The organism is Ruegeria sp. C9 (genome assembly GCF_056537585.1).
In genome coordinates this window covers 83003-104247 of sequence record NZ_JBQFRU010000007.1, presented here as the reverse complement: position 1 = coordinate 104247, position 21245 = coordinate 83003, and the positions used below count along the sequence as shown (strand labels likewise).

The following is a 21245-nucleotide window of genomic DNA, read 5'->3' as shown; positions in this document are numbered from 1 at the left end:
CTTCGTAGCTGGCTAAAAATCACCCAAATTATTTTGGAACAGACGAACGCGGGGGAGATTGCTTGCCTGTTGCGGGGCAAAGCCGTCGGAATGGCGGGTCAGGCAGATTTCTTGGCATGTTCTTCGGCCAATTCCAGCAGGGCGGTTTCAAGATCCTTTTCCAGTTGCCGCGCACGTTCGATATATTTCTTGTTCTCAGCGGTTGGCATGCCGGGGATCCACAGTTCTGCAAGCTCGCGCACCGATCCCCGGTCGTGGTGATAAAAGGTCTGCTCGGCCTGTGCGGCCTCGTATTCACTGAGGCCGATATTCTCCAAAACATAGCGGCCCGCGCGTAGCGACCCGTCGAACATCTCGCGGACAATGTCGTTGGCCCCGGCCTGATACAGTTCATAGACATGGTTGCGGTCGCGGGCGCGGGCGATGATGTGCAGATCGGGCCGCTGGCGGCGGGCATATCCGACGAGACGGGTGACCTGTTTGTAGTCATCCATGGCCGCGACAAGGACCGCTGCCTTTTCGATTCCAGCAGCGCGCAGCAATTCGGGGCGAGTGGGGTCGCCAAGGAAGCCTTTGACACCGAACCGTCGCATCAGCTGGATCGTTTCGATATCGTGGTCCAGAACAACTGTTTTAAACCCACTTGCCTGTACCAGCCGGTTGACGATCTGCCCGAAGCGACCGATCCCGGCGATGATGACAGGGCCTTTTTCGTCGATCTGATCGGGTTCAACCTGCGGATTGCTCTCGCCGAGAAAGCGCGAAAGTACGTCGTAGACGATAAACAGAAGCGGTGTGATCAACATGGTCAGCGCGATGATCATCAACAGTTTTTGCGACAAGCCCGGCGGAATCACGTTCTGCTGCGTAGAAAACGCCAACAAGACAAAGCCGAATTCGCCGGCCTGGGCCAAACCCAGCGTGAACAGCCAGTGATCGCGCCCGCGCAGCTTGAAGGCGCGCCCGACGATGAACAGGATGATCCCCTTGGCCAGTATGACCAGCAAGGCCAAACCGATCAGGTCAAACGGGTCGGCGAAGAAATACCCGATATCGATCCCAGCGCCCACGGTGATGAAGAACAGGCCCAGCAACAGCCCCTTGAACGGCTCAAGGTCGCTTTCCATTTCGTGTCGGAATTCCGAACTGGCCAGAACCACTCCGGCGAGAAACGCGCCAAGAGCGGGCGACAGGCCCACAAGGGTCATCAGGAACGAGATGCCGACCACGATCATTAGCGCCAGTGCCGTATACATTTCGCGCAGGTGGGTGGCGTGGATGAAACGGAACAGTGGGCGGGTCAGGTAGATGCCGGCCAATACGACAAACGCGACGGCGCCAATGGTGACAAGCGTAACGGCCCAGCCGGGCAGACCTTCGACCAGCGAGAGTTTGGCGTGATAATCCGCGTCTTTGGCTATGCCTACGCCACGGCTGATGGAGCCGTCATCTTCGATGTGGATGCTTGCGGGCAGGGCAAGCAGCGGCAGGAAAGCTAGGATCGGGATTACGGCAATGTCCTGCGTCAGCAGGACCGAGAAGGTCGCTCGACCTCCGTTGGTTTGCATCAGGCCCTTTTCGGACAGGGTCTGCAGCACGATTGCAGTGGAAGAAAGTGACAAGGTTAATCCAACCGCCAGCGCCACCGACCACTGATGACCCGCATAGAACGCCACAGCTGCGATTGCGGCGGTCGACAGGCCGACCTGCAGCCCGCCCAAGCCTAACAATTTGTCCCGCATATCCCACAAGGCACGGGGCTCAAGCTCGAGCCCGATCAGGAACAGCATCATCACGACGCCGAATTCGGCCACATGCTGTAGGCTTTCGGTCTCTGCGCCAACTAGCCCCAGAATTGGTCCAATCGCGATGCCTGCGGCCAGATAACCCAGCACCGATCCCAGACCCAGACGGGCGGAAAGCGGCACCGCGATCACCGCAGCTGCCAGATAGATCGATGCCTGATAAAGGAACTCGTTCATTATTGTCCTCTTAAATCCGCTCAGGTTGGGAGCGGCGCGTCGCGTTTCAATTGGTCCATTACGATCTGGCTTTGCACCCGTGCAACTGCAGGATGCGGCAGGATCACTTCGTGAAGCAAGGTATTGAGTGCGGATAAGTCGTCACAATAGACGTGAAGCAGATAATCTGCCTCACCTGTCATCGTCCAGGCGCTGGTGATCTCGGGGCGGGTGTTGACCATGCGGGCGAAGCCTGCGGATTGTTCGGGACCATGAGTGCCCAGATGCACCTGAATGAACCCCTGAACCTGTAGCCCCAGCCTCAGCGGGTCCAGTCGTGCGGTGTACCCAGTGATGTAACCCTCGGCCTCAAGGCGCTGTCGGCGACGGCCCGCCTGACTGGCGGATAGATTCAGCACATCACCCAATTGCTGCGACGTCAGATGCGCGTCGCGCTGCAAAGCTGCGAGTATTCCGATATCAATCCGATCCAGCACGTGCGGCGTTTCCTCAAGATTTGCAATCAATATGCGGAAAGTACGCATCTAAACTTAGTTTATACGAAAACAATGCGCAGAAACAGCACTCATTAAGGCGTATTTTTGAATCAGCAAAGAAATTCCTGTTTTCCGAGGAGACGCGCCATGGGTCCTTTCCCGCATAACGCCCCGAAATCTGTCATCAGCGAAGAAAACCCAGCCGGTACCGACGGGTTTGAGTTTGTTGAATTCGCACACCCCGAGCCGCAAGAGCTGCGAGACCTGTTTGCGCGAATGGGCTTCGACTATGTCGGCTATCACCGCAACACCCCCAAGGTCGAGCTTTGGCAACAGGGTGATGTAACCTACATCCTGAACGCGGATCCTGATAGTTTTGCAGCCAAATTCGTGGCCGAGCACGGCCCCTGCGCCCCTGCCATGGGCTGGCGCGTTGTTGATGCTCAGAAGGCTTATGAGCACGCGATCGCCAAAGGGGCTGAGCCCTATGATGGCGCGGACAAGACCATGAACGTTCCGGCGATCAAGGGCATTGGTGGTTCGCTGATCTACTTCATCGATCAGTATTATGACACCTCGCCCTACAATGAGGAATTTGAATGGCTGGAGCAGTCAAAACCGCGCGGCGATGGGTTCTACTATCTCGATCACCTGACCCACAACGTGTTCAAGGGCAACATGGACAAGTGGTTCAAATTCTATGGCGACCTGTTCAACTTCCGTGAAATCCGCTTTTTCGACATTCAAGGTAAGTTTACCGGGCTTTACAGTCGCGCGTTGACTTCACCTTGTGGTCGCATCCGCATTCCGATCAATGAAGATCGTGGAGAGACCGGACAGATCGTCTCCTACCTGAAGAAGTACAACGGCGAAGGCATCCAGCATATCGCGGTGGGCAGCGACGACATCTACGCCTCGACCGATGCCATTGCCGAGAAGGGTCTGAATTTCATGCCCGGTCCGAACGAGGCCTATTATGACATGTCTTACGACCGTGTGTCCGGCCATGATGAGCCCAAGCATCGGATGATGAAGCACGGCATTCTGATCGACGGTGAAGGTGTAGTTGATGGCGGTGAGACCAAGATTCTGCTGCAGATCTTTTCGAAAACAGTCATTGGCCCGATCTTCTTTGAGTTCATTCAGCGTAAAGGGGATGACGGGTTTGGTGAAGGCAATTTCAAAGCCCTGTTTGAATCGATCGAACGTGAGCAGATCGAGTCGGGTGAAATCTCGGCAGCCTAAACATGAATCAATGAAATCAACCGAGCGCCGTGTCTGACCGACATGGCGCTTTTTCTTTACCCGCGCGGCATCTTGAGCGTGATGTTCTTGCCGCGCTTCTGATAGCGCAACTCGCTGTCGCCGATGGCGATGACATTACCTCCGTCGATGCGATCGCCCACCTTCAGCTTTTTGTAGCGTCCGCTGGGCAGGCGGACCAAAGCACGGCGGTTTGCCGGGGTGCCGTACACGCCGATTAGGTTCAACTTGCGCAGGTTAATCGCGTTGTCGATGGTTGCTTGTCTCGCAACTGACGCGGAAGACGGAATTTTGGGATTGACCGTTCTGGGCTGGAACGAACCAACTTCATCGGCATTACTGGCCACATTTGCGGTCGAGGCCAGCGCTGCACTCCCAGAACTAGGTTGCCGTGTCGCGCGCGCCGTGATGCTGGCAGGCCTGATTTTTGGACGGGGTACCCGTACAACAGCCAGCGCAGTCGGGGTTTCATCGACCTGCGGAGGGGTTTGCAGAGACTCGGGCCGCAGCTTAGGCCGGACCGAGGCCAGCTCTTGCCGGGATCGACCGCCAAGTTGCTGGCGTTCGAATTGATCCACCAGATTTTCCGGGCGTGGCCGTGGGCGAAACGCCGCGAGTCTCTCATCGACCTCTTCTATGACAACGGGTTCTGTTTCGAACCTGGTTGGGGGTTCGGGGGGCACGGATGCGGGACGACCCAGATAAACCATCACACCGGCCGGGTTCAGCGTGCCTTCGGCACTTGGCGTCACAAGTCCGCGTTCATCCAGGTTGAACCGCTGCCCCGCTTGGCCTGGCAAAGAGATCGACTCAAAAGACGCATCTGTGTCGAGGCTGGCAAGTTCGGGTAGTGCGACGGAATCGGTCGACAGGTCCGAGCGATCGACCGATGTGAGATATTGATTATCCACGCCAGCCACAGGCGCTGGCTCCAGGCCTGAAGGTTCAACGGGGGCGGTGCCGGTAAACTCACGAAACTCGGTTCTGCTCTCTGGCAGATCAGCGATGTCTTCGACCTGCTCCGGTTCAATCTTCAGTGCTTCGAGAATGGCCTCGTCCGTGGGGGTGCGCACCGGTTCTTCCTCTGCCACTTCAGGTTCTTGTGGGAGGCTTGCGATCTCGGTTTCCTGAGGTTCGGGTTGTGCCTGCGGTTCTGCCGTCACAATTTCTGGCTCTGGCTGCAGCTCGGGCTCTAACGGTTCGGCCACTTCGACAATTTCGGGGTCAGAGCTGTTGTAATACCAGACACCCAGCAACATTCCAACCACAACCGACGCTGCGATCGCAGGAATTGCAAAGCGTTTCAGATCCGTTCCTGTTTTGGCAGACGAGGGCAGTGTTTTGGTAACAGGCTCAAATGCAGGGGGGGCTGCATCTTCAGCGATGGCGTGAACCGGTATGTCCGGCGTATCAACGGGTTTGGGGGCCGCAATCACAGCGTCCTCATCCACAATGATCGGCAGTTCCAGAAATGGCGCGTCCAAAGTATCGTTGCCGGTTGCGCTGACCCAGAATGCCTCGGGGATAAAGCCATGATCGGTGGCAAATGCGCTGGCTTCGTCCAGCGTTTGCTGGGCCACAGCGGCAACCGGGGTCTCAGTCCCCACGTCGCCCGCGACATAAGCCAGCTCTGATAGCTCATAGGGCGTGGCTGCGGCCAACGTATCCTTGACCTTTTTCGCCGCTGCATCGGTGTCCAAACCATCGGTGTCGACAACCAAGAGGCGCACCTGATCGGATGGAATCACAAGCTTGCAACTCAGGTCATTTTCCAGCGCGAATCCCTGATCCCGAAGGGCCTGCATCTGGTCCGCGAAATCCGACGCATCTAACGGAACGGTTCCAATGCAGTACCAGTCTCCATCCGACTGATGATGCAAGGAAATGCCGTTTTCAGAAAATGACAGCGCAAAGGCGGGTTTCATAATCGCGATGAACCATAATTGTCGGCTTTTATGCAAACGCTTAGATGTCTGCCCGCCGAGATTAGAGCAGGAACTCGCCGAGGGAAAGAAAAAGGCACGTTTCCCCCCTTGCCGTGTACGGGCCCGACCACCCATCTTGAGAGCAAGCATCAAGGAGGGATCATCTTGAAGACACTTGCTTTTTTGGCCGCCATGGCCGCTGCCACCGCGACTCTGCCCGCCCATGCGGAAGAACGTCGCATCTCGGTCAGCGGGACCGGTACGGCTCTGGTTGCACCCGATATGGCAACGATAACACTGGGCGTGACCAATCAGGATGCGCAGGCATCGGTAGCGATGCAGGCGACCTCGGACGCGGTGACGCAGATCCTCAAACGACTGGACGAAATGGGATTGGAGGCGCGCGATGTTCAGACGCGCGATCTTTCGCTTTCACCGGTCTGGTCGGGGCGCAGCAATTCCAGCATTGAGCCACCCAAGATCACTGGGTTCACCGCGTCCAACCGCGTTTCGGTACGCGTGCGGGATCTGGATAATCTGGGCCAGATCATGGATGCGGTCATCAAGGACGGTGCCAATGATTTCGGCGGTCTGAGCTTTGGCGTGCAAGAGCCCAAACCGCTTGAGGCTGAAGCACGGGCCAAGGCTGTGGCAGATGCGACCGAGAAGGCGCAGCAACTAGCGCAGGCGTCCGGGGTTACGCTGGGTCCCGTCCTATCGATCAACGACCACGGCGGAGGTGTTCGCCCGATGGCTCAGATGCGCGAGATGGCTATGTCGGACGCCGGTGGCGTGCCGGTCGCAGGCGGAGAGATTTCCGTTTCGGTCAATATCGCGATGGAATTCGAAATCGCGGAGTAATCTACGATCCTACCCGGGCTTGCAGCGGTTGGCGCTGCCGGCCCGATGCATCGAAATTCCCCGGCGCAAGCCAGTTCTCGAATGCCGCGCGAATGCGCGGCCACTCGCTGTCGATAATCGAAAACCACGCCGTATCCCGGTTGCGTCCTTTGTAATGTGTCGCCTGCCGGAAGACGCCCTCGAACGTGAAACCCAAACGTTCAGCTGCGCGTTTTGATGGCGCGTTCAGGGCGTCGCATTTCCATTCATAGCGGCGATAACCAAGCTCATCGAACACACGGCGCATCATCAGATACATAACCTCGGTCGATTGCGGTTTGCGCTGGAGCAGGGGAGAGAAGTGGATATGGCCTACCTCGATTGAACCCGCTGCTGGTTCGACCCGAAGGTATGAGGCCATCCCCACGGGTACCTCATCCGCGTCGAGCACCGTATGGAACATCGGGTCCGCATCCATGCAGTTTGACTGCGCCCATGCGGTGAAATCCGCCTCAGAGTCGAACGGGCCGTAGGGCAGATAAGTCCAATTGTGGCCGTCCATGTCATTGGCAAACGCCCGGTACAAGCCGGGCGCGTGCCTGTTTACATCCAATGGCACAACGGAACAGAACCGGCCCTGCATCGGTGTGTAAGGTGGCGTGGGGCGAGGAAACTCGCCCGTGACCGAAAAACCGATGGGTTGACCCAGTTCATTTGTGTTGTGCCCGGTCATCGGATCAGGCGCTGGCTTTGGACAGAGCCTGATCGAGATCAGCGATCAGATCGTCTGCATCCTCGATCCCGATGGATACGCGGACCACTCCAGGGCCTGCGCCTGCAGCTTCCTGCTGCTCGGGCGTCAACTGACGGTGGGTCGTCGAGGCCGAGTGGATGATCAGCGACCGTGCGTCGCCAAGGTTGGCCACGTGGCTGAAGATCTCAAGCGCGTTCACCAGCTTTACGCAGGCGTCATAGCCGCCCTTGACCGCAAAAGTGAACAGGGCACCCGCGCCGCGCGGGTAGTGCTTTTTTACCCTGTCGCTATAGGGCGAGGATGGCAGGCCAGCATATGTCACGTAATCCACACGGTCGTCTGCCTCGAGCCACGCTGCTATTTTCTGCGCGTTTTCGACATGGCGCTCCATCCGTAGCGATAGCGTTTCTATCCCCATCAGTGTGTAATGCGCCGCCTGAGGGTTCATCGTCATGCCCAGATCGCGTAGACCGATCGCGATGCCGTGGAATGTAAAGGCGAGCGGGCCGAAGGTCTCGTGGAATTTCAGGCCGTGATAGGCGGATTCGGGTTCGCTGAGCGAAGGAAACTTGTCATTTGCCGACCAGTCGAACTTGCCCGAATCCACGATGCAGCCGCCGGTCACGGTGCCGTTTCCGGTCAGGTACTTGGTGGTCGAGTGAACGACCAGAGTCGCGCCGTGTTCAATCGGGCGGCACAGGTAGGGCGTGGCCGAGGTGTTGTCGACGATCAGCGGAATGCCTGCTGCATCGGCTAAATCCGCCAGCGCACGGATATCGGTGACATAACCGCCCGGGTTGGCGATGGATTCGCAGAACACCGCGCGGGTGTTTTCGTCGATAGCGTCCTTGACGGCGTCCAGATCATCGGTGTCGACAAACTTGGCCGACCAGCCAAAGCGTTTGATCGTCTGGCTGAACTGCGTGACCGTGCCGCCGTACAGACGGGTCGAAGCCACCACGTTGCAGCCCGGTCCCATCAGCGGGAACAGCGCCATGATCTGCGCCGCGTGACCCGAGGAACAGCACACCGCGCCAACGCCGCCCTCAAGCGTCGCCACACGTTCCTGCAGCACCGCAACAGTCGGGTTGGTCAGGCGGGAATAGATGAACCCCACTTCCTGCAGATTGAACAGCGCGGCGGCGTGGTCAGCGTCGCGGAAGACATAAGCGGTGGTCTGGTAGATCGGTGTCTGGCGCGCGCCTGTGGCAGGGTCGGGGCGGGCCCCGGCGTGAATTTGCAGCGTGTCAAAACCGTAGGTGGGTCCGTCAGACATCGAGGAAATCTCCTGTTGGAATGTGTGTTGCTGAATCTCTAGGACATTGGCTCGCCCGGCACAATGTCCGCGTCACCGTAGCCAAAGCCCCTTGGACTTGATCGTTTTGCGAATGACCTGTTCGCGTGCGGGCAGGTTGTTTCGGTCGAACAATGCCCGGATCTTCGCACCCTTGCGCTGTATCACCAGCTTCTTCAGTGGATCATAGCCTTTGAGCACTTTTTTGATCTTGTTCGGGGCCACGACGGTTTCCAATACCTCGACCACATGATCACTTTCGCGGGCGTAGAGCATCGGGAACAGGCGATAGTGGCAGCTGACCGACCCATCCAGCAGGCCCTCGGGCAGGGCATCCCGTCCGCCACCGAAGGAATGGATGACCAGCGGCAAGGCGATCTGATCCAGCCACGGGTTCAGAACTTGCCCGGTCAGTTCGGGGATTTCCTCGTCGCGAATGGCGCGGGCATAGCCCATAAACCGCTCACCAAATTGGCGGGGGCATTTGTAGAAGAAATAACCGGCGTTAAAATACAGGTAGCGCCGCCAATAACCCTCGGGCTGGCTGGGATCGAGAGAGCTTTCGAAATCTAGCCCGAACCGGTCATACAGTGCGCGCCAGATACCCTCATATCCTGGGCCGTAGAGCGTGGGTTTGGGCCATGTTCCCTCGACCCGAAGTGAGGCGCCGGGCTGTTCGAAATCGAACGGGACGTCGGAAATTTCGCCGGTGATCAGAGTGTCGGAGTCGAAAAAGACAAAGGGCTCACCCTCTGGCATCGCCAGCAAAGCTTCGATCTTGTTGCCATTGGGATAGCTCGAGCCAAAAGCATGAGATTCAAAAGGCAGAATCTCGGCACCCAGATGCTGCAGGGCTTCAAGAACTTCCGCATCCTGAATGCTGGGGTTCTGAGGCCAAAGAGGGCCGGGCTGTGGCACCCCCACGAACAGCCGACCTTTGAACCCTGATGAGCTGTGGCGCAGCGAGGCGGCGAAAAGCAATGCCTCGTATTGCAGCCGGTTGTTTTGCCCGATGATGAGGATGTTGAATGTCGCCGGGCTTGCCTGCATCGTGTTGCGCTTTCTGATCGGGCCGGTATTCGGCCGCTGCCTCAACCGGAAGTACAACAAGCTGTGAAGGGCGTCAAAACCCCAAACATGACCGGTTTGCAAATCCGGCTCGTGCTCCCATCTAATGTGACAGCAACGCAGGAGGATTGCATATGCGGGTCAATGCAGATTTCACACAGCGGGTCGCCGTTCACTTTGATCAGACCGAATGGGTCGCGTCACCGGCTGCTGGCGTCGAACGCAAGATGCTGGACCGCATTGGCGAGGAAGTGGCGCGTGCCACAACCATCGTGCGCTTTGCCCCCGGCAGCGCGTTTTCGTCGCATACTCATGACGGGGTGAGGAATATCTAGTGCTGGACGGAGTGTTCCAGGATGAAACCGGAGATTTCCCTGTCGGCAGCTATGTACGCAATCCCCCGACGTCCTCCCATACACCCTCGGCCAGCGAAGGCGCGACTATTCTGGTCAAATTGCATCAGTTCGACCCCGATGACCGCACCGAGGTTCGGCGCTCGATCAACGGGGGCGGAGATATCGATTTGCTCAAGGATGTGCATGAGGATGTCCAGGTGCAAACCTGGGGCGCGGGCGAACATATTGAATTGGACGCCGATAAGGGGTTTGAGGTCTTTGTTATTGAAGGTGGCTTTGCCGAGGCGGGCGAAGAATTTGGCACTTGGGACTGGTTGCGCTTGCCGCCTGGATCACGCTTTGCTGCTGTAGCAGGAGAGGGCGGAGCCCGTGTTTGGATCAAATCCGGCCACCTGGGCGGGATGGTCTGAGCCGCCGCTGCCAACAAAATAGGCAATTTCTGACTGAATCCGGGCCATTCCGCCCGGATTTTTCATTTTTTGACCATTTGGCAAATTTTACCAATTGATAAAAAATCAGATTGTGGCAAGCTGGGGTCCATAACAAACATATCTACAGGGAGTAGAGTGATGGCACAGGGCCAGATGGCACCCGGGATCGTCTCCGGGCGGCTTTCCAGCGATGAGCTGACCTCGAATTTCACCGATCTGCATCCGCCACTGGCCCCGCACGAGGCCGCTGTGGCCGCCGATCGATGCTATTTCTGCTATGACGCGCCATGTGTGACGGCATGTCCTACGGATATCGATATTCCGTTGTTCATTCGCCAGATTCAGGCCGGGCAACCGCAGGCGGCAGGGCAGACCATTCTGGAGCAGAACGTTCTGGGCGGCATGTGTGCCCGGGTTTGTCCGACCGAAACTTTGTGTGAAGAGGCTTGCGTGCGTGAGACGGCCGAAGGCAAGCCGGTCGAGATCGGACGCCTGCAGCGTTATGCAACCGATGATGTGATGGCCTCGGGTGCGCATCCGTTCGAGCGCGCCGCATCAACCGGCAAGACAATTGCCGTAGTTGGGGCAGGGCCCGCCGGTCTGGCCTGTGCGCATCGTCTGGCGATGCAGGGGCACGATGTGGTGATCCACGAAGGCAAGCCCAAGCCAGGCGGTCTGAACGAATACGGGATTGCGGCGTATAAATCTACCAATGATTTTGCACAGGCCGAGGTCGATTGGCTGCTTAAAATAGGCGGGATCGCGATCGAGACCGGTTCGATTCTGGGAGAGACGATTTCTCTGGAAGGGTTGCAGGAGAACTATGACGCTGTTTTCCTGTCAATAGGACTTGCGGGGGTGAACGCACTGCGGGCTGATGGGGTCGATAAAGACGGGGTGCGCCCGGCGGTCGACTTTATCTCGGATGTGCGACAGGCCAGCGATCTGGTTGATCTACCTGTGGGTCGCAATGTCGTTGTGATTGGCGGTGGTATGACTGCCGTAGATGCGGCAGTGAAATCGAAACTGCTAGGCGCTGAGCACGTCACCATCGCCTATCGCCGAGGTCGCGACGCGATGGGTGCCAGCCGGTACGAACAGGATTTGGCGGCGTCGCATGGTGTTCGGATTCTCTGCAATGTTCAGCCGGTGGCCATTCACGGAAATGGTGCCGCAGCAGAGATCGAGTTGGAGTATACTGCGAGCCATGATGGTCGACTGACCGGAACGGGTGAAACTGTCCGTGTGCCGGCCGATCAGGTTCTTAAGGCCATCGGTCAGACGCTTGACGGTGCGCCGGAAGGCCTAACGCTGGATGGCAATAAGATTGCCGTGACCGGGGCGGGACGCACTTCAATGGCTGGTGTGTGGGCTGGCGGAGACTGTGCGGCAGGAGGCGAAGACCTGACCGTGACCGCCGTAGCCGAAGGTCGCGATGCCGCGATGGATATCCACGCTGCTCTGAGCGCGTGAAACTCAAAGACAAAGATGCAGAACTGCATCAGGGAGGCCGGATAAATGGCTGATTTAACATCAAACTTTCTTGGAATATCAAGCCCGAACCCGTATTGGCTGGCCTCCGCGCCACCGACGGATAAGGAGTACAATGTTCGCCGCGCCTTCGAGGCCGGATGGGGCGGCGTAGTGTGGAAGACCTTGGGGGCCGAGGGGCCTCCGGTCGTGAATGTGAACGGCCCACGCTATGGCGCGATTTATGGCGCGGACCGCCGGTTGTTGGGACTCAACAACATCGAACTGATCACAGATCGACCGCTTGAGGTGAACCTTGAGGAAATGGCCCGCGTAAAGGCGGATTATCCAGATCGCGCCCTGATCGCCTCGATCATGGTGCCCTGTGAAGAGGCTGCTTGGAAGGCCATTCTGCCGCGTGTGGCTGAAACCGGTGCGGACGGGATCGAGCTGAATTTTGGCTGTCCGCACGGGATGAGTGAACGGGGTATGGGGTCTGCCGTCGGGCAGGTGCCGGAATACATCGAAATGGTGACCCGTTGGTGCAAACAGTATTACGACCGCCCAGTTATCGTGAAGCTAACGCCGAACATTACGGATATCCGCAAACCTGCGGCGGCAGCGAAGAATGGGGGCGCGGATGCGGTGTCGCTGATCAATACGATCAACTCGATCACCAGCGTCAATCTGGACACCTTCAGCCCCGAACCCTCGATTGACGGTAAAGGCAGCCATGGTGGCTACTGCGGACCGGCGGTGAAACCAATCGCGTTGTCGATGGTGTCCGAGATTGCGCGGGCTGAAGCCACGCATAGGCTACCGATCTCAGGCATCGGTGGCGTCACCACTTGGCGCGATGCAGCAGAGTTTATCTCGCTGGGTTGCGGCAATGTTCAGGTCTGCACTGCAGCGATGACCTATGGGTTCAAAATCATCGATGAATTGACGGCTGGCTTATCAGAATGGATGGATGAGAAAGGCTATGCCAATATCGACGAAGTGATCGGACGCGCAGTGCCCAATGTGACGGATTGGCAATATCTGAACCTCAACTTCATCGCCAAAGCGAAGATCGATCAGGATCAGTGCATCAAATGCGGTCGCTGTTTTGCAGCCTGTGAAGACACCAGCCATCAGGCGATTTCGATGTCGGAGGATCGGGTGTTCGAAGTGATCGACGAGGAATGCGTAGCCTGCAATCTTTGCGTGGATGTGTGCCCTGTAGAGGGGTGTATTTCCATGGAGCCGATGGCCGCCGGAGCGGTTGATCCGCGCACAGGCAAGGTCGTTGATCCTGAATATGCCAATTGGACGACACACCCCAACAACCCCATGGCGAAAGCGGCGGAGTAGTCAGAGATTTTTCGTCGAAAAATCTTGGCGTAGAAAATTCGACGAATTTACTCAGAACAGAATGTCGATGGGTCCGTTGTGGCAGATGATGACATATTGATTGGCGGTGCGGATCAAATGGTATCCGCGCCGTTTCACTTCTGCCTGAAAAGCCGCGTGACCAACCTCCCGTTCGATCCAAGCAACTAAGCGTCGCACAACAGCTCCCGTTCGAGCAGATCGGGACGAGAAAAGCTGGGTGATCCAAGGCTCGGGATCTGAGCGATACGTCATCATGCTCCGAGCTTTTCTCAATAGGGTTAAGTGTCTCTTAAGGTGTAAGCAGTTTTCGATAGAGCGTTTCCACGAACGGAACTGCGCCTTCGAATGGGTCTTCTTCCCCAAGAATTGCCCGGACTTGAACATCGAAATCCGCATAATGCTGTGTCAGTGCCCAGATCGAGAAAATCAGATGATAGGGATGGACTCGTGCAATTTTGCCCTGAGCCATCCAGCTTGTCAGAATCGTGGTTTTTTCATCGACCAGTTTTTTGAGATCGCTGGACAAAGCTTCATGAATGCGCGGCGCGCCCTGAACAAGTTCATTGGCAAAGAGGCGGCTCTCGCGCGGCAGGTCGCGGCTCATCTCAAGTTTGCGTTGGATATAAGACAGTATTTCTTCCAGCGGGTCGCCATCCTCATTCAACGCGTGCAGGGGAGCGAGCCAGACTTCAAGCAGACCCGACAACAGGGCTGTATGGATCGCTTCTTTCGATGGAAAATAATAGAGCAGGTTGGGCTTGCTCAGCCCCGCCTCGGCTGCAATTTGGTCGACGGTTGCGCCGCGAAAACCGTGGGCTGAGAACACATTCAGGGCCGCCTCGAGAATCGCTGCTCGGTTCTTTTGCTGAATCCGGGTTGGGGCGCGGTCTTTGGGCATGTTCACCTGTTGTCCTTTTTTCGGCCAGTTGGGCGTCAATTATGTCGAAAATTCCGGCAGGCCACTGCAATTTCTTGACTGATGTCGAACCCGTGATAGCGTGAGTTTGACCAGATGGTCAAATCAAGACACCAAAAGCGAGCCAAATCGCAAGCAACAGGGAAGAACATGATGGCAGCTCCGGCGCAGAATCTCAGGATCAATGGCGACAGGTTATGGGACAGCCTGATGGAGATGGCCAAGATCGGCCCAGGCGTCGCGGGTGGCAACAACCGTCAGACGCTAACGGACGAGGACGCCGAAGGGCGCGCGTTGTTTCAGAAATGGTGCGAGGATGCCGGTTGCTCGATGGGGCTGGACCAGATGGGCAACATGTTTGCCCGACGAGAGGGAGCGGACCCCGAGGCACTGCCGGTTTATGTAGGGTCGCATTTGGATACGCAGCCCACAGGTGGCAAGTATGATGGCGTTCTTGGCGTGCTTGGTGGGCTGGAGATCATTCGCACGCTGAATGACCTGGGCATCAAGACCAAGCACCCTATTGTGGCCACCAATTGGACCAACGAAGAAGGGACGCGGTATGCCCCGGCGATGTTGTCTTCGGGGGTGTTTGCCGGAATGCACACTCAGGACTGGGCTTATGCACGTGAGGATGCCGAAGGAAAGAAGTTCGGAGATGAGCTGAACCGCATCGGTTGGCGCGGCGATGAAGAGGTTGGTGCGCGCAAGATGTACGCTTTCTTTGAGTTGCACATTGAACAGGGCCCGATTCTGGAAGCTGAGGGTAAGGATATTGGCGTTGTTACCCATGGTCAGGGTTTGAGCTGGACCCAGGTTACCGTGACCGGCAAGGATGCGCATACTGGGTCTACGCCGATGCCGATGCGTAAGAATGCCGGGCTGGCGATGGCGCGTATTCTTGAGAAAGTGGACGAGATTGCATGGTCGCATGCACCTCATGCCGTGGGTGCGGCGGGGCATATCGATGTCTATCCGAACTCACGCAATGTGATCCCCGGAAAGGCAGTGTTCACGATCGATTTTCGCTCGCCCGAGTTGGACGTTATCACTGATATGGAGAACCGTCTGCGAGTCGCAGCTGAAGATATCGTCGAAGAGATGGGGCTGCAGATCGAATTCGAGAAAGTGGGCGGTTTTGATCCGGTGAAGTTTGATGAAGGTTGCGTGGCGGCGGTGCGCGATGCGGCTGAGCGGTTGGGGTATTCGCATACGGATATCATCTCGGGCGCCGGTCATGATGCCTGCTGGATCAACCGGGTGGCGCCAACAGCGATGGTGATGTGCCCATGCGTTGATGGGTTGAGCCATAATGAAGCTGAGGAGATCAGCAAGGATTGGGCTGCAGCTGGGGCGGATGTTCTACTGCATGCGGTCGTCGAGACGGCTGGGATCGTGGAATAGGGGGCTCTGCCCCCGTCGCCCGATGGGCGGCTCCCCCGGGGTATTTTTAGCCAGATGAAGCAAGCGGCGCAGACCGCATCAGGGAGTTTAACATGAGCACTGTAATCAAGAACGGAACCGTTGTGACCGCTGATCTGACCTATAAGGCGGATGTAAAGGTCGAAGGTGGTGTGATTACTGAGATTGGGCCGGACCTGCGAGGTGATAAGGAACTTGATGCATCGGGCTGTTATGTCATGCCCGGAGGGATCGACCCGCACACGCATCTGGAAATGCCGTTTATGGGAACCTATTCCAGCGATGATTTCGAAAGCGGCACGCGCGCAGCGCTGGCAGGCGGGACCACGATGGTTGTGGATTTCGCGTTGCCTAATCCGGGCGAAAGCCTGTTGGACGCCCTGAAGCGTTGGGACAACAAGTCTACGCGCGCGAATTGTGATTATTCGTTCCATATGGCGGTGACCTGGTGGGGCGAGCAGGTGTTTGATGACATCAAAACCGTCATCGAGACGCGTGGCATCAACACCTTCAAGCATTTCATGGCCTATAAAGGCGCGCTGATGGTGAACGACGATGAGCTGTTTGCTTCGTTCAAGCGTCTGGCCGAGTTGGGTGGCACCGCGATGGTCCATGCCGAGAATGGCGATGTGGTCGCTGAACTGAGCGCGAAGTTGTTGGCCGAAGGAAACACAGGGCCAGAGGCGCATGCCTATTCCCGCCCACCACAGGTGGAAGGCGAAGCAACCAACCGCGCGATCATGATCGCGGATATGGCGGGTGTGCCGCTCTATGTGGTGCATACTTCCTGTGAGGAGGCGCATGAAGCCATCCGGCGCGCCAAGATGCAAGGCAAGCGGGTTTGGGGCGAACCTTTGATCCAACACCTGACATTGGATGAGAGTGAATACTTTCACCACGATTGGGAGCATGCGGCACGGCGGGTCATGAGCCCTCCGTTCCGGAACAAACAGCATCAGGATAGCTTGTGGAACGGTTTGCAATCCGGAACACTGAGTGTGGTGGCCACGGATCACTGTGCCTTTACGACCGAGCAGAAACGCTATGGCGTTGGGGATTTCACCAAGATCCCGAACGGCACCGGCGGGTTGGAGGACCGGATGCCGATGCTTTGGACGCATGGGGTGAACACAGGTAGGTTGACACCGAATGAGTTCGTGGCCGTGACTTCAACTAATATTGCCAAGATATTGAATTGTTATCCGAAAAAAGGTGCGGTTCTCGTGGGAGCGGATGCTGATCTGGTGGTTTGGGATCCGGATAAGGCCAAGGTGATCTCGGCCGATACGCAGCAGTCGTCGATCGATTACAACGTGTTCGAAGGCAAGGAAGTGCGCGGGTTGCCCCGGTTCACGCTAACTCGTGGGGCGGTGGCCGTACATGATGGCGAGATTCAGACTCAGGAAGGGCACGGGAAGTTCGTGGCACGTGAGGCCAATACCCATGTGAACAAGGCGCTGAGCACCTGGAAAGAGTTGACAGCGCCCCGGCCTGTTGAGCGGACAGGTATACCGGCAACGGGTGTATAAACCCCTTGGGTCGCCTTTCCGGCGATCCGGGTCTGAGCTTCTTCAAGGCAATGGAATGAATACAGAAAATACTACTCAGCCCGTTATTGAGGCAAGGCAGCTGGATCTTACATTTCAGACGAATGATGGGCCTATTCATGCGCTGAAAGATGTGAACTTGTCAATTGGCAAGGGGGAGTTCGTTAGTTTTATCGGCCCCTCGGGCTGCGGCAAGACGACGTTCCTGCGCTGTATCGCAGCGCTGGAAACACCGACCGGCGGGACCCTGACCGTGAATGGCATGACGCCTGACGAAGCACGGCGAAAGCGCGCTTATGGGTATGTGTTTCAGGCGGCCGGGCTCTACCCGTGGCGGACCATTGCAAAGAACATCAAGCTGCCGCTTGAGATCATGGGCTATTCCTCCTCCGAGCAGGAGGAACGCGTTAGAAAGGTTCTGGAACTTGTTGATCTTGATGGATTTGGCAGTAAGTTCCCCTGGCAGCTCTCGGGCGGGATGCAACAGCGGGCCAGTATTGCGCGGGCCTTGGCATTTGATGCGGATATTCTGCTGATGGACGAACCGTTCGGTGCGCTGGATGAGATTGTGCGCGACCATCTGAACGAACAGCTTCTGGCATTATGGGCGCGCACCGAGAAGACCATCGGTTTCGTAACACATTCGATCCCCGAAGCGGTGTATCTCAGCACCAAGATCGTGGTAATGAGCCCTCGGCCTGGCCGGATCACGGATGTGATCGATAGCCCTCTGCCGAAAGAGCGGCCTCTGGATATCCGTGACACGCCCGAGTTTATCGAAGTCGCCCACCGCGTGCGAGAAGGATTGCGAGCGGGTCATGGGGATGATGTGTGATGGCGGATAAAGGCATCAGACGGGCATCCCGCGAAGATGTGGGGGATTGCGCGCGCATCATCGCGACCTGGGCCGCGCAGACCGATTGGATACCCGAGGAATTGCCAGAAGAAAAGCTGGCGGATCTGATCCTTGAGGCGTTTCCGAACAGGGACATCTGGATCGCAGGTGATCCGATTGATTGCTATATGTCTGTCGATCCGGTCGAACATAAGGTTGGTGCGCTGTATTGTTTGCGCACTGGGCAGGGCATTGGCAAGCAATTGCTGGATAAGGCGAAGGAGGGGCGCGACCATCTTTGGCTGACCACACATGTGCCAAATGTCGACGCGCAACGGTTTTATCGGCGCGAGGGCTTTGTTGAGACGGGAAGAGAGCCTCCGGTGCCACCTGACACGGTGCCTGTCATTCGGATGGAGTGGCACGCATGAAGCAGATCATTGCAGTCCTCACCGTGATCGCCGCCATTGTCGTTGTCTGGTACGCGGCCTGTATTCCTATGAATATCAAAGGGGTTCTGACCGAACAGGAGCGCGCGGGTGCTGAAGTCCAACCACCTTCAGCCAAGGATCGCCGGGACATGGGGGAGATCGGTCTGGCTTTGAACAACGCGTTTGCAATCCCAGCCACATGGGAGCAGGACCGCCCCCGCCTGCCTGCACCCCATCAAGTTGGGATTGAGTTGTGGGAAACCACGATTGAGAAAAAAATCACCTCGAAACGCTCTCTGATTTATCATGGCTGGGTCACGCTGAGCGCTACGATGCTGGGTTTTGCTATCGGAACCGGGTTGGGCATCCTGCTGGCGGTGGGGATCGTGCACAGTCGGGTGATGGATCTGTCGGTGATGCCCTGGGCGATCGTCAGCCAGACCATTCCTATCATTGCGCTGGCTCCGATGATTATCGTTGTTCTGTATTCTGTTGGGGTTCAGGGGATCATTCCTAAGGCGATCATTTCGGCGTATCTGAGTTTCTTCCCCGTCGTCGTAGGCATGGTAAAAGGGCTGCGCAGCCCGGATGCTATGCAGTTGGATTTGCTGCGAACCTACAATGCCAGCCGTTCGCAGGGGTTTTGGAAACTGCGGCTGCCGGCCTCGATGCCCTATCTGTTTACATCGCTGAAAATTGGCGTCGCTGCTTCGCTGGTCGGGGCCATTGTTGGAGAACTGCCGACCGGGGCTGTTGCCGGGTTGGGTGCACGGCTGCTGGCCGGTAGCTACTATGGCCAGACGGTACAGATCTGGTCGGCGCTGTTTGCTGCGGCCATTCTCGCCGCCTGTCTCGTCGGGTTGCTGGGGCTGATCGAGCGGACCGTCCTGAAACGAATGGGGATGGCACAATGATACCTATTGTTGGTGCAATCGCTGTCTGGTTATTGGGTTGGTGGTTGAACAGCCGTCTGGCCAGCGGACCCTATTCTGACACACGGATGGTGCGGTTTCTTGCGCCCCTGATCTTCGGTCTGACCGTGATTGGCATCTGGGAACTGGTGGTGCGTGGACTAGAAGTGCCCTTGGTCATTCTGCCCGCGCCATCAGTCATCTGGGACCGTTTCTGGGACAGTTTGCCAACACTTTGGGCTGACTTTGTTCAAACGATCATCAAGGGAGCACTCAGCGGCTACATCATCGGCTGCGGTTCGGCCTTTCTCATGGCAATTGCCGTGGATAGATGGGATTTCCTGCGCCTCGGGCTTCTTCCCGTCGGCAACTTTGTTGCAGCGCTGCCTATCGTGGGCACCGCACCCATTTTAGTGATGTGGTTCGGGTTCGACTGGCATTCCAAGGCGGCGGTCGTCGTAGTGATGGTGTTCTTCCCGATGCTGGTGAACACGGTGGCAGGGCTGCGCGAAGCCACAACGATGCAGCGCGATCTGATGGAGACCTATGCCGCCACCTATTGGCAGAGCTTCCTGAAACTTCGCCTCCCCGCCGCGATGCCGTTTATTTTCAACGGGCTCAAGATTTCTACCACGCTGGCGCTGATCGGCGCTATCGTGGCTGAGTTCTTTGGCTCCCCCACATTGGGCATGGGCTTTCGGATATCGACCAGCGTCGGGCAATTGTCGCTGGATATGGTGTGGGCCGAGATTGTAGTGGCCGCGCTGGCGGGGACGGCCTTCTATGGCGTAGTGGCGATGATCGAAAAGGCGGTGACCTTCTGGCATCCGTCGCAGCGAGGATAAAGGAATAACTCAACAGACCCCATAAACGGGGCAAACATAAGCAACTAGGAGATATGAAGATGAAGAAGCTACTCAGTGGGGCGGTTGCGGCCTTTAGCCTGGCAGCCAGTGCGACACTTGCTGCGGATGAGGTGACACTACAATTGAAGTGGGTCACGCAAGCGCAGTTTGCGGGCTATTATGTGGCAAAAGACAAAGGGTTCTACGAAGAAGAGGGGCTGGACGTCACCATTCTGCCCGGTGGTCCTGATATTGCGCCCACACAGGTGATCGCAGGTGGTGGAGCAGACGTTACGGTGGAATGGATGCCGGCTGCACTTGCCGCGCGCGAAAAGGGTCTGCCTCTGGTGAACATCGCGCAGCCTTTCAAGAGCTCGGGCATGATGCTGACCTGCTGGAAAGATGCGGGGATTGCCTCGCCTGAAGATCTCAAAAATCGCACGCTGGGAGTCTGGTTCTTCGGCAACGAATTCCCGTTCATGAGCTGGATGAGTCAGCTGGGAATCGGTACCGATGGCAAAAGCGACAGCGGTGTCGAAGTGCTGAAACAAGGCTTTAACGTCGACCCGCTGCTGCAGCGTCAGGCCGATTGCATCAGCACCATGACCTACAATGAGTATTGGCAGGTCATTGATGCCGGTGTCACGCCTGAAGAACTGGTAACCTTCAAATACGAAGATCAGGGCGTCGCCACGCTTGAGGATGGTCTATATGTGCTTGAAGAAAATTTGAGCGATGCGGCCTTCACCGACAAGATGGAACGGTTTGTCCGTGCCTCGATGAAGGGTTGGAAATACGCCGAAGAGAACCCGGATGAAGCCGCCGAGATCGTTCTCGAAAACGATGCGACCGGCGCCCAGACCGAAGAGCATCAAAAGCGCATGATGGGCGAGATTGCCAAGCTGACCGCAGGGTCGAACGGGGCGCTGGACCCAGCCGATTTCGACCGCACGGTTGATACCCTGCTGGCGGGCGGATCTGATCCGGTTATCACCAAAAAGCCTGAAGGGGCATGGACACATCAGATCACCGACGCTGCGCTGAACTGAACCAGCTACAGCAAAAGACGTGCCAATCAAACGCGGCCCCGTCAGGGCCGCGTTCT

General features: G+C 57.2%; 19 protein-coding genes and 1 pseudogene. 12 read left to right on the top strand and 8 right to left on the bottom strand.

The genetic code is table 11. The features are described from left to right. Positions 1-98 precede the first annotated feature (98 nt). Both ACR0NE_RS18180 and ACR0NE_RS18175 read right to left on the bottom strand, forming a co-directional pair. Positions 99-1982 (bottom strand): monovalent cation:proton antiporter-2 (CPA2) family protein, encoded by a 1884-nt coding sequence (locus ACR0NE_RS18180; protein WP_170393396.1) that lies wholly within the window; start codon positions 1980-1982, stop codon positions 99-101. A gap of 20 nt (positions 1983-2002) precedes the next feature. Continuing rightward, positions 2003-2506 (bottom strand): Lrp/AsnC family transcriptional regulator, encoded by a 504-nt coding sequence (locus ACR0NE_RS18175; protein WP_370644441.1) that lies wholly within the window; start codon positions 2504-2506, stop codon positions 2003-2005. 99 nt (positions 2507-2605) lie between these two features. On the opposite strand from ACR0NE_RS18175, the gene hppD reads away from it, so the two are divergent. Then, positions 2606-3703: a 4-hydroxyphenylpyruvate dioxygenase gene (hppD, locus tag ACR0NE_RS18170; RefSeq protein WP_170510921.1), complete on the top strand. Its 1098-nt coding sequence runs from the start codon at positions 2606-2608 to the stop codon at positions 3701-3703. Positions 3704-3759: 56 nt separating this feature from the next. Here hppD and ACR0NE_RS18165 read toward each other — a convergent pair whose 3' ends face one another. After that, a complete protein-coding gene (locus ACR0NE_RS18165) occupies positions 3760-5646 on the bottom strand; it encodes a hypothetical protein (protein WP_170595918.1) in 1887 nt (628 codons plus the stop codon). Between the two features lie 165 nt (positions 5647-5811). Here ACR0NE_RS18165 and ACR0NE_RS18160 point away from each other — a divergent pair, with 165 nt between their 5' ends. Beyond that, positions 5812-6507, top strand: a complete 696-nt coding sequence (locus ACR0NE_RS18160; RefSeq protein WP_170595916.1) for an SIMPL domain-containing protein — start codon at positions 5812-5814, stop codon at positions 6505-6507. 1 nt (position 6508) lies between these two features. Here ACR0NE_RS18160 and ACR0NE_RS18155 read toward each other — a convergent pair whose 3' ends face one another. The 3 genes from ACR0NE_RS18155 to ACR0NE_RS18145 all read right to left on the bottom strand — a co-directional run bounded on the left by ACR0NE_RS18155 (position 6509) and on the right by ACR0NE_RS18145 (position 9584). After that, positions 6509-7219: a GNAT family N-acetyltransferase gene (locus tag ACR0NE_RS18155; protein WP_170595914.1), complete on the bottom strand. Its 711-nt coding sequence runs from the start codon at positions 7217-7219 to the stop codon at positions 6509-6511. Between the two features lie 4 nt (positions 7220-7223). Then, positions 7224-8516 carry an O-acetylhomoserine aminocarboxypropyltransferase/cysteine synthase family protein gene (locus ACR0NE_RS18150; protein ID WP_170595912.1) on the bottom strand — a complete coding sequence of 431 codons (1293 nt, stop codon included), beginning with the start codon at positions 8514-8516 and terminating at the stop codon, positions 7224-7226. A gap of 72 nt (positions 8517-8588) precedes the next feature. Next, positions 8589-9584, bottom strand: coding sequence for a hypothetical protein (locus tag ACR0NE_RS18145; protein ID WP_170595910.1), 996 nt, complete (start codon positions 9582-9584; stop codon positions 8589-8591). 152 nt (positions 9585-9736) lie between these two features. On the opposite strand from ACR0NE_RS18145, the pseudogene ACR0NE_RS18140 reads away from it, so the two are divergent. The 3 genes and pseudogenes from ACR0NE_RS18140 (at position 9737) to preA (ending at position 13212) form a co-directional block, all read left to right on the top strand. Further along, positions 9737-10368, top strand: a pseudogene (locus ACR0NE_RS18140) (cupin domain-containing protein). Between the two features lie 159 nt (positions 10369-10527). Then, positions 10528-11862 carry an NAD(P)-dependent oxidoreductase gene (locus ACR0NE_RS18135; protein ID WP_170595909.1) on the top strand — a complete coding sequence of 445 codons (1335 nt, stop codon included), beginning with the start codon at positions 10528-10530 and terminating at the stop codon, positions 11860-11862. A 45-nt stretch (positions 11863-11907) separates the two neighbouring features. Continuing rightward, positions 11908-13212, top strand: coding sequence for an NAD-dependent dihydropyrimidine dehydrogenase subunit PreA (gene preA / locus ACR0NE_RS18130; protein WP_170595908.1), 1305 nt, complete (start codon positions 11908-11910; stop codon positions 13210-13212). 51 nt (positions 13213-13263) lie between these two features. Here the strand turns inward: preA and ACR0NE_RS18125 are convergent, their stop codons facing one another. Next, positions 13264-13485 (bottom strand): N-(5'-phosphoribosyl)anthranilate isomerase, encoded by a 222-nt coding sequence (locus tag ACR0NE_RS18125; protein WP_480459387.1) that lies wholly within the window; start codon positions 13483-13485, stop codon positions 13264-13266. Positions 13486-13522: 37 nt separating this feature from the next. Beyond that, complete coding sequence (locus tag ACR0NE_RS18120; RefSeq protein ID WP_170393378.1) at positions 13523-14131, bottom strand: TetR family transcriptional regulator C-terminal domain-containing protein; 609 nt, start codon at positions 14129-14131, stop codon at positions 13523-13525. A 171-nt stretch (positions 14132-14302) separates the two neighbouring features. On the opposite strand from ACR0NE_RS18120, the gene ACR0NE_RS18115 reads away from it, so the two are divergent. From ACR0NE_RS18115 to ACR0NE_RS18085, 7 genes are all read left to right on the top strand, one after another. After that, the gene (locus ACR0NE_RS18115; RefSeq protein ID WP_170595906.1) at positions 14303-15553 is read left to right on the top strand and encodes a Zn-dependent hydrolase; all 1251 of its coding nucleotides are present in this window, start codon (positions 14303-14305) and stop codon (positions 15551-15553) included. Positions 15554-15645: 92 nt separating this feature from the next. Then, positions 15646-17100 carry a dihydropyrimidinase gene (gene hydA / locus ACR0NE_RS18110; RefSeq protein ID WP_170393377.1) on the top strand — a complete coding sequence of 485 codons (1455 nt, stop codon included), beginning with the start codon at positions 15646-15648 and terminating at the stop codon, positions 17098-17100. A gap of 55 nt (positions 17101-17155) precedes the next feature. Next, complete coding sequence (locus ACR0NE_RS18105; RefSeq protein WP_170595905.1) at positions 17156-17953, top strand: ABC transporter ATP-binding protein; 798 nt, start codon at positions 17156-17158, stop codon at positions 17951-17953. Continuing rightward, a complete protein-coding gene (locus tag ACR0NE_RS18100; RefSeq protein ID WP_170393374.1) occupies positions 17953-18384 on the top strand; it encodes a GNAT family N-acetyltransferase in 432 nt (143 codons plus the stop codon). Before ACR0NE_RS18105 ends, ACR0NE_RS18100 begins: the two co-directional genes overlap by 1 nt. Further along, a complete protein-coding gene (locus ACR0NE_RS18095) occupies positions 18381-19298 on the top strand; it encodes an ABC transporter permease (RefSeq protein WP_170405143.1) in 918 nt (305 codons plus the stop codon). The genes ACR0NE_RS18100 and ACR0NE_RS18095 overlap by 4 nt, the downstream gene beginning before the upstream one ends. Next, positions 19295-20140 (top strand): ABC transporter permease, encoded by an 846-nt coding sequence (locus ACR0NE_RS18090; RefSeq protein WP_170393370.1) that lies wholly within the window; start codon positions 19295-19297, stop codon positions 20138-20140. The genes ACR0NE_RS18095 and ACR0NE_RS18090 overlap by 4 nt, the downstream gene beginning before the upstream one ends. A 59-nt stretch (positions 20141-20199) precedes the next feature. Then, a complete protein-coding gene (locus tag ACR0NE_RS18085; protein WP_170393369.1) occupies positions 20200-21189 on the top strand; it encodes an ABC transporter substrate-binding protein in 990 nt (329 codons plus the stop codon). The last annotated feature ends 56 nt before the right edge of the window (positions 21190-21245 follow it).